This window comes from Streptomyces sp. NPDC090798 (assembly GCF_044768965.1).
Taxonomy (GTDB): Bacteria; Actinomycetota; Actinomycetes; order Streptomycetales; family Streptomycetaceae; genus Streptomyces.
On sequence record NZ_JBIVXA010000010.1, the window covers coordinates 117,070 to 128,693 of the forward strand.

Here is an 11,624-nt window from a genome sequence, read left to right on the forward strand (position 1 = left end):
GTGCCTTCGCCGGATGGCAGGCGTCACGCGCGTGCCGCGAGCTCGTCGTGCCACCCCTGGAGCCGCGCCTCCACCGCGGCCGCGATCCGCCGGCGCGCCTCGTGCCGCGGCACGCCACTCATCAGCAACTGGTCGTACGGAGTGTCCGTGTGCCGTACGGCGGCACGGACCGCAGCCGTCACCGCGGCCTCGGACAGCGCACGGCCCGCGGCGCTGCGCCCCACCCGCCCGCTCCCGCGCACCGAGGCGTGCGCGGCGATCGCGTGCGCCCGGTCGGCGGGACAGCCGGGGAAAAGCCCGCGTATCTCCCGTGCGAACGCCTCCGTGAACCGCAGATCCTCCGCCTCCCGCCGCCGCGCGTCCCGTACCCGGCGCCGCCGTCGCGCCTCCGCGTCCGCCAGACACCGCTCCTCGGCCCGGGCGAGCGCCGCCTCCTCGACGAGGACGCCCTGCCGCTCGTACCGGCTGCGCCGCCGGTTGAAGCGCACCACCACCGCCGACAGCGCGCTGCCCTCCCGCGACCGGCGCGTCAGCGCGGTGTCGCCCCGCGGCAGGAACACCAGGTGCCCCAGGTCCGCGCAGTCCAGACAACGTGGCTCCCCCTCCTCCAGCACCAGCAGCGCCAACGGCCCGCTCCGGCACTCGGCACAGCGCCGCTTCTTGAGCGGCTGGATGACGAGAAGCCCGCCACGGCGCGGGGGAGTTGGGATCGGTGCCATAGGTCGTTCATTCCCCCGTCCGGGGCGGCCCGCTACGCGATGCCGCCCCCTTCTCGATTCCTCTTTCTCCTCCTCGACCCCCGCCCCCGCCCCCTCCCGCCCCCTCCTGGCCCTCGCCGCCCGCCATGCCACGAGAACGACTTGTGATCACGGCATCATGGGCCTGTGCGACTCGAAGCGATCACCTGGGAACGGCTCGGCGACCTCCTCGCCGAGCGCCTGCTCGACCTGAAACCGGACGACGGCAGTCCGTGGCCGCGGATCGCCTTCGACGGAGCCCCCGCCGCCCACCCCGGTGACCTCGCACAGCGCGTCCGCGAGGCGCTGCGCATACGCGGCCGGTCCTCGCTCGTCGTCGGCACGGAGGGCTTCCTGCGCCCCGCGTCACTGCGGCTCGAATACGGTCACGAGGACGCCGAGGCGTACTACGACGGCTGGGTCGACACCGGTGCCCTGTGGCGCGAGGTCTTCGGCCCGCTCGACCCCGGCGGCAACGGCCGCGTCCTGCCCGACCTCTGGGACCCGGCCACCGACCGCGCCACCCGCAGCCCCTATGTCCAGCTCCCGCCCGGCGGGGTGCTGTTGCTCCACGGCCCCTTCCTGCTGCGGCACTGGTTCCCCTTCGACCTGAGCGTCCACGTCCTCCTCTCCCCGGGCGCCCTGCGCCGCCGCACTCCGGAACCCGAGCAGTGGACCCTGCCCGCCTTCGAGCGCTACGAGACGGAAGCTGACCCGGGCGCCACGGCCGACGTCCTGGTCCGCGCCGACGATCCACGCCACCCGGCCTGGAACGGCTGAGGGCGGCCACTGGAACGGCTGAGAGCGGCCACGGAAACGCATCACGCATCCCGGACTTCCGGGTGCGCGTCCCTGGGGACACGGCGAGAATGTAGGGCGCCGGGACTAGCGGTGTGTTCCGCGCCGCGCCGGCCGTCCGGCACCGGGAGGTACTTCATGACCACCGCCGGAGAAATCATGCACCGTGGTGCCCAGTGGATTCCCGCTCACGAGAGCCTGGACCGCGCAGCCCAGCTGATGCGTGAGCTCAACGTGGGCGCGCTGCCCATCAGTGACGAGAACGAACGGCTCTGCGGCATCCTCACCGACCGCGACATCGTCGTCGGCTGTGTCGCCATGGGCCACGACCCGGCCCAGGTCACCGCGGGCGAGATGGCCCAGGGCACCCCGCGCTGGATCGAGTCGGGCGCCGATGTCGGCGAGGTGCTCCAGGAGATGAAGGGGCACCAGATCCGCCGGCTTCCCGTGATCGAGAACAAACGCCTCGTCGGCATGATCAGCGAGGCCGACCTGGCCCAGCATCTGACGGACGAACAGCTCGCCGCGTGGGTCGAGAGCGTCTACGCGAGGAGCGCGATGCGCTGACCGCGCGGGCTCCCCCGACCGGGAGGGTCATGAGCGCGCACTCCCGCCCGGCCGGCCGTGCCGGGCGAGGGGCGGCTCACCACTCTCACAGCCAGCCGTTGCGCCGGAACCCCCGGTACAGGACGAGGCAGGCGAGGGTGATCACGCCGATGACTATGGGGTAACCGAACCGCCAGTGCAGTTCCGGCATGTGGTCGAAGTTCATGCCGTAGAGCCCGCAGACCATCGTCGGCACGGCGATGACCGCCGCCCATGCCGTGATCTTCCGCATGTCCTCGTTCTGTGCCACCGTCACCTGCGCGAGGTGCGCCTGCAGGATCGAGTTGAGCAGTTCGTCGAAGGCGGCGATCTGCTCGGTGACCCGCAGCAGATGGTCGGAGACGTCCCGGAAGTACGCCTGTATCTCCGGGGCGATCACCCGTATCGGCCGGGTGGCGAGCTCCTGGACGGGGCGGGCGAGCGGCACCACCGCCCGCTTCAGTTCGAGGAGTTCGCGCTTGAGCTGGTAGATGCGGCCCGCGTCGGCCCGCGCGCCGTTCTCGGCGAACACATCGGCCTCGACCTGGTCGATGTCCTCCTGGACCGAGTCCGTGACATGCACGTAGTCGTCGACCACATGGTCCGCGATCGCGTGCAGTACCGCGGCCGGGCCCTTGGCGAGTTGACGGGCGTCCGCCTCCAGCTCCTCGCGCAGCGGCCCCAGCGACCCGTGCCGTCCGTGCCGCACGGTGATGAAGAAGTCGGACCCGACGAAGACCATGATCTCGCCGGTGTTCACCACCTCGCTGGTCGCCGTCAGCTCCTTGTGCTCGACGTAGCAGACCGTTTTGAACACCGCGAAGAGTGTGTCGCCGTACCGCTCCAGCTTCGGCCGCTGATGGGCCTCCACCGCGTCCTCCACCGCCAGCGGGTGCAGGTCGAAGAGGTCGGCGATGCCGGCGAACTCCTGGTCCGTGGGCTCGTGCAGCCCGAGCCAGACGAAACCCTCGTGGCTCTTGCGGATCCGCTCCACGGTCTCGACGAGATCGCGTCCGCCCGGAACCCTGGCACCGTCCTGGTACGCCACGCAGTTCACCACCGCCGTGCCCAGCGGGGACCGGGCGTGGTGACTCAGGTCGACACGGGTGCGCCGCCGGGCCAGCCGCGCCACCTTACGCAGGCCGCCGACCTTGCCGAGGCCCGAGACCTTCCGCAGATTCCCTGCCATGGACATCCGGAACTCCTTGCGTGGATCTCCCCGCGCCGCACTTCGCGCCCTGGCGTGCAAGTCTGCCAGTCCCTTTCGCTCGCCGGGAAAGCCTGTGGGAACGGAATGTTCCACTTCGTTTCAGTGGTGCCGGGCGGCATCGGACCGGACCGGGCAGGGCTGTTGTCCGAGCGTCAGAGGCGGGCGGTGCCCGCGGTGACGCACGGGTGGGGAGAACGGGAGCGTCGGCGATTCCGGACAAGCGGGTCAACTGGGATGATCGCCGTATGACGCAAACCGACGGCTATCTCCTCGACAACCGGCAGACCGAGGCGGGAAAGCGCTTCGACGCCTTCGCCACTCTCTTCGACCCCACGACCTTCCGGCACATCGAGCGCTTCGGCATCGGGTCCGGCTGGCGCTGCTGGGAGGTCGGCGCGGGCGGCACGTCCGTGGTGTCCTGGCTCGCCAAGAAGGTCGGCCCGACCGGGCGGGTCGTCGCGACCGACATCGACACGTCGTGGGCGGCCTCCGCGGCCCGCCCGCCGGTCGAGATCCGGGTGCACGACGTGGGCGCCGAGGAACCGCCGGGGGAGGGCTTCGACCTCGTGCACGCCCGGCTCGTGCTGGTCCATGTGCCGGACCGGGAGCGGGCGTTGCGGTCGATGGTCAAGGCACTGCGGCCCGGCGGGCGGCTTCTCGTCGAGGACGCCGACCCCGCGCTGCAACCGCTGCTCTGCCCCGACGAGCACGGCCCCGAGCAACAGCTCGCGAACCGGCTGAGGCACGGCTTCCGCAAGCTGCTCGCCGAGCGCGGCGCCGACCTCTCCTACGGCCGCAAACTCCCTCGCCTGCTGCGGGAGGCGGGACTGCGTGAGGTGGAGGCCGACGCCTACTTCCCCCTCACCTCGACCGCCTGCGCAGACCTCGAGTCCGCGACGGTCCGTCAGATCCGCGACCGGCTCGTCACCGCGGGACTCGCCACCGACGAGGACATCGACCGTCACCTGGCCAACGTGGCCTCCGGCTCGATGGACCTGGCGACCGCGCCGATGATCTCGGCCTGGGGACGCAAGTAGCGCCGCAACGGACCCAGGGCCGTCGCATTCCCGTCGTCCACCCCGAGGGCGGCCCCTGCGGTGAGAGTGCGTGCATGGCGTCGTGGGGCAGACGGGAATGTCGGGAATGTGACGACAGGGCCTAAGGCCTGCCCCCGACCCGCTCCACCGCCATCGCCCCCGCCCTGCACCCCTCCACCGCCGCCGCCTCGGGCTCGGCGCCCGCGAGAAGGGCGGCGAGGAACGCGCCGGTGAAGGCGTCACCGGCGCCCGTGGTGTCGCGAGGGTTCGCGGGCACCGCCGGGACGTGGGCCCGTACGGCGCCCGAGCGGGCCACCAGAGCCCCGTCAGGGCCCTGCTTCGCGACGACCAGGGGGACGTGGCGGCTCAACTTGCCCGCCGCGTCCGCCGGATCGGGCAGGCCCGTCAGCAGGAACGCCTCGTCGCGACTGGGCAGCAGCAGATCGACGCCCTCGGCGAGCGCGAGGAAGCGGTCCACGCCCAGCTCCGTGAGGAACCCCGCCGACGCGGGGTCCAGGCTGACCGGTACCCCACGCGCGCGTGCCGACTCCAGGGCCACCGACACCAGCGCCCGGCTCGGCTCGGAGAAGAACAGATAGCCCGACAGATGCAGCCGCGCGACACCGTCGAGCAGCGCGGGCGACCAGTCGGCGGGCTCGAGCCGCAGGGAAGCCCCGCTGTCGGTGAGGAACGTCCGCTCGGCCGAGGCACCCTGGTCCACCAGGCAGATCACCGTCCCCGTCGGCGCCAGCGGATCGACGACGAGCAAGGGGCGTACGCCGCAGGCCACCAGCTCGCGCTCGTGCCAAGCGGCGGCATCCGCTCCCACCCGGCCCAGCAGCCGCACCTCCCCACAGCCCCAATGCGCGGCCCAGCACGCGACGTTGGCGCCGGCCCCGCCCGGCAGGGTCCGGATCGCGGCGGCCGTGTCGGTACCCGCCGCGAGCGGCCCGTGGTGCCGGGCGACGATGTCCGTGACCACGTCACCGACGACGAGCAGCGCCCCCGTCGCCGGGCCCGCGTCCCGCCCGGCACCGCCCCGGTCCGCCCGGTTCGCGCCCCGGCCCAGGCCGCCGTCGCGATCCGTCCCGTTCACGCCCCGGCCCAGGCCGCCGCGATCCGTCCCGCGAGTCGTACGTTGCCGCGCACCGCCGCCAGATTGGCGCTCAGCGACGCGCCGTCGGTGTGCCGCACCAGATGATCGAGCAGGAACGGCGTCACGGCCTGCCCGCTCACGCCCTCCGCCTCGCACGCCTGCAACGCCTCGGCGAGCACGCGCGCGTGGAGCGCGGGATCGAGCTGCTCCTCCTCCGGGACCGGGTTGGCCACGATGAGCGCCGATTGGGGGCCGTGCAGCGCGTCCTGCGCGCGCATGACGTCCGCCACCTGCCCGGGGGAGTCCAGTGTCCAGTCCACGGGATGCCCCGAGTCGGACAGATAGAAGCCGGGGAAGTGACCGGTGCCGTACCCGGCCACCGCGACACCCAGTGTCTCCAGGCGCTGCAGCGTCGCCGGCACGTCCAGGATCGACTTGACGCCCGCGCACACCACCGTGATCCGGGTCCGCGCCAGCAGACCCAGGTCCGCCGACTCGTCCTGCGTCACCGTCCACTCCCGGTGCACCCCGCCGAGGCCGCCCGTCGCGAACACGCGGATGCCCGCGAGCGCGGCCAGCAGCGCCGTCGCGGACACGGTCGTCGCCCCGCTCGCGCCCGCCGCCACCGCGAGCGGCAGATCGCGGTGCCCCAGCTTGCGGATCCCGTCCTCGTTGGCGACCCGCTCCAACTGCTCCTTGTCCAGTCCGACATGGGGCCGCCCGTCCAGCACGGCGATCGTCGCCGGTACGGCGCCCTCCTGCCGTACGACGTCCTCCAGCTTCAGCGCGACCTGCAGATTGCGCGGGCGGGGCAGCCCGTGCGCGATGATCGTCGACTCCAGGGCCACCACCGGCCGGCGCGCGTCGAGCGCCTCCCGCACCTCTTCGGACACCACGATCACGTGCCTGCCTCCTGTCTGTCGCCTTTCCTCATCTCTGGCGGGCGGTGCGCCCGGTCAAACCCTTGCGACCTGCGGCGTACGACACCAGCCTGGGGGCATGACGGACAACTCGGCACGTCTTGACCATGTCGTCCTGTGGGTGCGCGATCCGGTCGCCTCGGCCGACTTCTACGAGAAGACGGTCGGCCTGGAACCCGTGAGGGTCGCCGAATACGCGGAGGGGAAGGCACCGTTTCCCTCCGTGCGCCTCAATGAAGAGACCATTTTCGACCTCATGGCCCTCCCCATGGCCGCGTACATGAACATGATCCCGGGCGCCGCGGACAGCGCGGGGCACCCGGTCAACCACGTATGCCTGTCCCTCCAGAAGGCCGATTTCGACGCGCTGCACACACGTCTGGCGCAACGGTCCGTCCCCCTCTCGGGCTTCTCGTACGACTCCTTCGGCGCCCGTGGCATGGCCAAGCGCAGCTTCTACTTCCAGGACCCGGACGGAAACGTCTTCGAGGCACGCCACTACGACTAGTGCCGCGGCAGACAACGTTTGCCCGTCAAGGAGCGGCGTCCGGTGCGGCGAGAGTGCGTGCCGGGCGTTGCGACGGGGGCGAACGTTGCCTGTTGCGGCACCAGGCTGTGGGGCCTTTTGACCACCCTCCGCGTGAGGCTTCCTCGCATGCCTTTAAGGTGACCGCTCATGACCACGAACACGCAGGCCACCCCGTCCTTCGCCGTGCACATCCCCGACGCCGAGCTGGAACCTGAGCCCCTGGACCCGGCTCAGATCGTCTCCGGTGACCCGGTGGTGAGTGGCAAGGTGCTGTGGGAGTCGGCCGACGGCAGGCAACTGCGCGGCATCTGGCAGATCACGCCCGGCGTGGTGACGGACACCGAGGCCAACGAACTCTTCGTCGTCGTCAGTGGCCGTGCCACGATCGAGGTCGAGGGCGGTGACGTGATCGAGGTGGGTCCGGGCGACGCGGCCGTGCTGCGCGAGGGTGACCGTTCGACGTGGACCGTGCACGAGACGCTCCGCAAGGCGTACCACATCAGCCTCTGAGGCCCTTCGGCGCTCACCGGAGGCTTCGGCCTCGGCGCCGTGTGAACAGCGCCAGCCCGCCCAGCGGCACCAGCAGGCACGCGGCGAGGAGGTTCAGCCACCCGTAGCTCGCCTGTGCGACGACGAGACCGGCGGTCGCCCCACCGACACCGGCCGCCGTGTTCATGGTCAGGTCGGACACTCCCTGGGCGGCGGCGCGCGCGGCCTGGGGGACCGAGTCCGTCAGGAGCGCCGAGCCGGACACGAGCCCGGACGACCAGCCAAGGCCCAGTACGAAGAGCCCCGCGGCGATCTGTCCGTGGCTGCCGCCCGCCGTGCCCGCGAGGAGCGCAGCGCAGGCCAGCAGGCCCACGGCGAGCCCGATCCCGGAGAGCCGCCCGAGCCGGTCCGAGAGCCGCCCCATGAGGGGCGAGAACGCGTACATGCCCGCGATGTGGCCACTGATCACCAGCCCGATCAGATCGATGCTCGCCCCGTGGTGTCCGAGGTCGACGGGGGTCATCGACATGATCGAGACCATCGCGGTGTGCGACACGGCCACTGTCACGAGCGCCAGCCTGGCCCGCGGCGAGGCGGCGACCGCGGCGAAACCTGCGCGGATGGAACGCGCCTGGGCCGACTGCTCCTCGACGGGCGCCAGCGCCCGTGCGGTCAGCAGGGGATCGGGACGCAGCAGTACGGCCACCAGCAGCGCCGAGAGGAGGAAGACCCCGGCCGCCCAGAGGAACGGCCCCGCCGCCTCGGGTATCCCGATCCCGGAGACACTGCGTCCGGCGGGCGCGGCGATGTTGGGTCCCAGCACCGCTCCGATCGTGGTCGCCCACACCACGTTCGAGATGGCCCGGGCACGCCGCTGCGGCTCGGCCAGATCGGCGGCCGCGAACCGCGCCTGGAGGTTCGCCGACGAGGCCGCGCCGAAGCCCGCCATGCCGAGCAGCAGCAGCGGAAAGCTCCCCACGCACGCGGCGATCACGACGACGCCCGCTCCCGACGCCCCGATGAGGTACGCCAGCACCAGGCCCGGGCGGCGTCCTCGCGCGGTCATCAGCGCGGCCAGCGGCACGGAGAGCACCGCCGTCCCGGTGACCGTCGCGGTGGGTGCGAGCCCGGAGAGCGACTCGGTGCCACTGACCTGCTTGGCCAGCACGGTGGCGAGCGCGATGCCGGTGGCGACGCCGAGCCCGCCGAGGATCTGACCGGCGATGAGTACGGCGGTGATGCGGCGCCGCAACGCCGGTATCTCCTCCGCGGCCACGGGTACGGCGAGCCGCCGCTCGACGGAGGTCACGGCGAACACTCGGACGCGCTGGAATCGGCTCGGGTCACCGGCGCAGTCTCCAGCCCACGCCCCCACATGAACAAGGGTTGTCGCGAGCGGTGAGCGCTGTCGGTTCCGCCGGTAGGGCAGCGGCACGGCAGCCCGCACCCGGCACGGCAGGCACCGTACACAGCCGCCAGCCGCCAGCCGCCAGCCGCCAGCCGCCAGCCGCCAGCCCCGCCCGTCAGAACAACGGCTCCGGCAGCACCCCTTCCAGCGCCAGCAGCTTCCGCTTGGTCTCCAGGCCGCCCCCGAACCCCCCGATGCCGCCGCCGCTCTCCACCACCCGGTGGCACGGCACGACGACCGGCAGCGGGTTCGAGCCCATGGCCACGCCCACGGCCTGCGCCGCGCCCGGCTGGCCGACCCGCCGGGCCAGGTCGCCATAGCCCACGACCCCGCCGTACGGAACTCCCGCGGCCAGCTCGCGCAGCACCTGACGGTTGAACCCGGAGATCAGCGACCAGTCCAGCGGCAGCTCGAAGTCCCGCCGCTCGCCCGCGAAGTACGCCGTGACCTGGCGTATCGACTCGGCCAGGAGCGGTGACCCGGGTGCCTCGACAGGCTCGGAGCCCAGACGCGCGGCGAGCCGCTCGAGTGCCTTGTCGCGCACCGCGTCCGTGGCGTGGAAGACCACGTTCACCAGGCCGTCCGGTGTCGCCGCAAGCAGCAGCGGACCGATGTCCGTGCCGACGACGGCCCACACGACCCGCTGTTCGTCCTGCCCATCGCTGTTCATGCGATCCACCGTACGATCCGCCACTGACAACGCCCGCGGTGCGGACGCCGTCCGGCGTCCGCACCGCGGGCGAGAGGCCCGTCGGCAACGGTTCAGGTCTGTTGCAGAGCGCTCCGGATCACGTCGGGCTTGTTTGTGATCACGCCGTCCACGCCATAGCCCGCCAGGCGCCGCGCCGTGTTCGCGTCGTCGATGGTCCAGGCGAAGACCTCCATCGGCCGACGGTGCGGTCCGACGAAGGAGTGGACCGCGGAGACGTAGCCGGCCGAGAGGGAGGCGTGGTCCGGGTTGATCAGATCGGCGAACCGCGCGTACTCGCGCAGGCGCGCGGCCGACGGCTTGCCCAGGAAGGCCGTCGTGATCCCGGGACGCAGTTCGTGGACCGTCCGCACGCTCTGCTCGCTGAAGCTCTGGACGACCAGCCGGTTCCTGAGGTGGTCCGGATCCAGCCAGCCCTCGTTGCTCAGAACCTTGAGGGTCTGCCGCTCGATACCCGGATAGAGCTCGGGGTTCTTGATCTCCAGCACGAGCTTCTGGTGATTGTGCGAGACGCGGTTCATGTACTGCTTCAGCGTCGGCACACGTGTGCCCGCGTACCGGCGGCCGAACCAGCTCCCCGCGTCCAGGCGCGCGATCTCCCCCGCGGTGAAGTCCTTGACCTTCCAGGGAGCCCGGTGGGGATAGACCTTCTTGACGTCGGTCGTACGCGCCAGGCTTGCGTCGTGGAGCACGACGAGCTCGCCGTCCTTGGTGCGCTGGACGTCGTTCTCGACCCAGCCGAAACCCATCGCGGCCGCCTTGTCGATGGAGGCGAGGGTGTTCTCGGGCGCGTAGGCGGAGGCTCCGCGGTGCGAGACGATCAACGGAGCTTTGCGCAGGGAGCCGGCCTGTGCGTGGGAGGTGGGCAGTATCAGGACGGTTCCCCCGATAAACGCGGCGGTCGTGGCGGCGGCAACGCGCGCGTGCATACGTACTCCTCGCGTCGAGCGATCACAGACAGGTCAAGAGTGACAGCAGAGAGTCAACGACGGAGGGGTACGGGATGGACACGGACTGAATGGAGTTGACCAAGTCCGCTCACTGGCATCACACAGGTGCGGCGAGGTCGTGATTCTTTGCCGGAAAATCGTTCGACCATTCAGGTGAGGGTCATACTCTCTGCCTCGACCCTGGCCGTTGTTTCGGCCCCGAGGGTGGGGGCATTTCCGGGAATTTCTGGCGTAAAAGGGCGGGAAGGGCAGCCGCACATGCAGGGCACGGTCGACGGCTTCAGTTACGGACTCGTCACACCGCTGGTGGCGTACCTCATGGCCTGCCTGGGCGGAGCGCTCGGCCTGCGCTGCACCACCAGATCGATGCTCGTCGCCCACTCCTGGCGGGCCGGCTGGCTCGCGCTCGGCTCGGTGGCGATCGCCTCGGGCATATGGACCATGCATTTCATAGCCATGATGGGGTTCACCGTAAAGGAGACCCCGGTCCACTACGACAGGCCGACGACGTTCGCGAGCCTGGGCGTGGCCATCGTGATGGTCGGCATCGGGATCTTCATCGTCGGTTACCGGGGCGCCACCGGAACGGCGCTCTTCACCGGGGGCACGATCACCGGTCTGGGGGTCGCCTCGATGCACTATCTGGGCATGGCAGGCATGCGCCTCAACGGGAACCTCGAGTACAACACCCTCACCGTCTCCGCCTCGGTGGTCATAGCCGTCGTCGCCGCCACCGCCGCTCTGTGGGCGGCCGGGCAGGTCCGGGGATTCCTCTGGAGCGTGGGCGCCAGCCTCGTCATGGGCCTGGCCGTCAGCGGTATGCACTACACGGGCATGGCCGCCCTCAGCGTCCATCTCCACGGCACGTCCAGCAGCCCCGGCGGCGACTCGGCCGCCGCACTGCTCGCGCCCATGATGATCGGCCCGCTGGCCTTCCTGTGTCTGGCGGGCGTCGTCGTGATGTTCGACCCGCTGATGGTCATGGGCAAACCCGACTGGAGGCCCACGCAGCACCGGCCCGGCGTCCCGGCCCACCCCACGGTCCAGTACGTCGGCCGCCGCCCCCTGCCGCGCACCGGCCGGGAGCGCGGCCACCGCAGCTCACGCACCCCCCAGAACCGGTGATCCGAGCCCGTTGTCAGTGCGGGGTCGTACG

General features: G+C 71.3%; 13 protein-coding genes. 6 read left to right on the forward strand and 7 right to left on the reverse strand.

The genetic code is table 11. The annotated features are described in order from the left end of the window. Positions 1–23: 23 nt before the first annotated feature. Positions 24–719, reverse strand: a complete 696-nt coding sequence (locus tag ACIQTP_RS22665) for a DUF2293 domain-containing protein (RefSeq protein WP_403402230.1) — start codon at positions 717–719, stop codon at positions 24–26. Positions 720–884: 165 nt separating this feature from the next. Between ACIQTP_RS22665 and ACIQTP_RS22670 the strand changes: the two genes are divergently transcribed. Beyond that, positions 885–1,517 carry a uridine kinase gene (locus tag ACIQTP_RS22670; protein ID WP_403402233.1) on the forward strand — a complete coding sequence of 211 codons (633 nt, stop codon included), beginning with the start codon at positions 885–887 and terminating at the stop codon, positions 1,515–1,517. Positions 1,518–1,673: 156 nt separating this feature from the next. After that, the gene (locus ACIQTP_RS22675) at positions 1,674–2,102 is read left to right on the forward strand and encodes a CBS domain-containing protein (protein ID WP_402043348.1); all 429 of its coding nucleotides are present in this window, start codon (positions 1,674–1,676) and stop codon (positions 2,100–2,102) included. Between the two features lie 85 nt (positions 2,103–2,187). On the opposite strand, the gene corA is transcribed toward ACIQTP_RS22675, so the two are convergent. Beyond that, on the reverse strand, positions 2,188–3,315 hold the full coding sequence (corA, locus tag ACIQTP_RS22680) for a magnesium/cobalt transporter CorA (RefSeq protein WP_403402235.1): 1,128 nt from the start codon (positions 3,313–3,315) through the stop codon (positions 2,188–2,190). Between the two features lie 260 nt (positions 3,316–3,575). On the opposite strand from corA, the gene ACIQTP_RS22685 reads away from it, so the two are divergent. After that, positions 3,576–4,367, forward strand: a complete 792-nt coding sequence (locus ACIQTP_RS22685; protein ID WP_403402238.1) for a methyltransferase domain-containing protein — start codon at positions 3,576–3,578, stop codon at positions 4,365–4,367. Between the two features lie 121 nt (positions 4,368–4,488). On the opposite strand, the gene ACIQTP_RS22690 is transcribed toward ACIQTP_RS22685, so the two are convergent. Continuing rightward, positions 4,489–5,436: a carbohydrate kinase family protein gene (locus ACIQTP_RS22690; RefSeq protein WP_403402746.1), complete on the reverse strand. Its 948-nt coding sequence runs from the start codon at positions 5,434–5,436 to the stop codon at positions 4,489–4,491. Positions 5,437–5,459: 23 nt separating this feature from the next. Next, positions 5,460–6,365 carry a pseudouridine-5'-phosphate glycosidase gene (locus tag ACIQTP_RS22695; RefSeq protein WP_403402240.1) on the reverse strand — a complete coding sequence of 302 codons (906 nt, stop codon included), beginning with the start codon at positions 6,363–6,365 and terminating at the stop codon, positions 5,460–5,462. Between the two features lie 97 nt (positions 6,366–6,462). On the opposite strand from ACIQTP_RS22695, the gene ACIQTP_RS22700 reads away from it, so the two are divergent. After that, the gene (locus ACIQTP_RS22700) at positions 6,463–6,891 is read left to right on the forward strand and encodes a VOC family protein (RefSeq protein WP_403402243.1); all 429 of its coding nucleotides are present in this window, start codon (positions 6,463–6,465) and stop codon (positions 6,889–6,891) included. Positions 6,892–7,059: 168 nt separating this feature from the next. Next, a complete protein-coding gene (locus ACIQTP_RS22705; RefSeq protein ID WP_403402245.1) occupies positions 7,060–7,422 on the forward strand; it encodes a cupin domain-containing protein in 363 nt (120 codons plus the stop codon). A gap of 13 nt (positions 7,423–7,435) precedes the next feature. Here ACIQTP_RS22705 and ACIQTP_RS22710 read toward each other — a convergent pair whose 3' ends face one another. The 3 genes from ACIQTP_RS22710 to ACIQTP_RS22720 form a co-directional block, all read right to left on the reverse strand. Beyond that, positions 7,436–8,710, reverse strand: a complete 1,275-nt coding sequence (locus tag ACIQTP_RS22710) for an MFS transporter (protein ID WP_403402248.1) — start codon at positions 8,708–8,710, stop codon at positions 7,436–7,438. Between the two features lie 214 nt (positions 8,711–8,924). Beyond that, complete coding sequence (locus tag ACIQTP_RS22715) at positions 8,925–9,479, reverse strand: methylated-DNA--[protein]-cysteine S-methyltransferase (RefSeq protein WP_403402250.1); 555 nt, start codon at positions 9,477–9,479, stop codon at positions 8,925–8,927. Between the two features lie 92 nt (positions 9,480–9,571). Beyond that, positions 9,572–10,447 (reverse strand): glycerophosphodiester phosphodiesterase, encoded by an 876-nt coding sequence (locus ACIQTP_RS22720; RefSeq protein ID WP_403402253.1) that lies wholly within the window; start codon positions 10,445–10,447, stop codon positions 9,572–9,574. 279 nt (positions 10,448–10,726) lie between these two features. Here ACIQTP_RS22720 and ACIQTP_RS22725 point away from each other — a divergent pair, with 279 nt between their 5' ends. Beyond that, positions 10,727–11,593, forward strand: coding sequence for an MHYT domain-containing protein (locus ACIQTP_RS22725; protein ID WP_403402256.1), 867 nt, complete (start codon positions 10,727–10,729; stop codon positions 11,591–11,593). Positions 11,594–11,624: the final 31 nt, after the last annotated feature.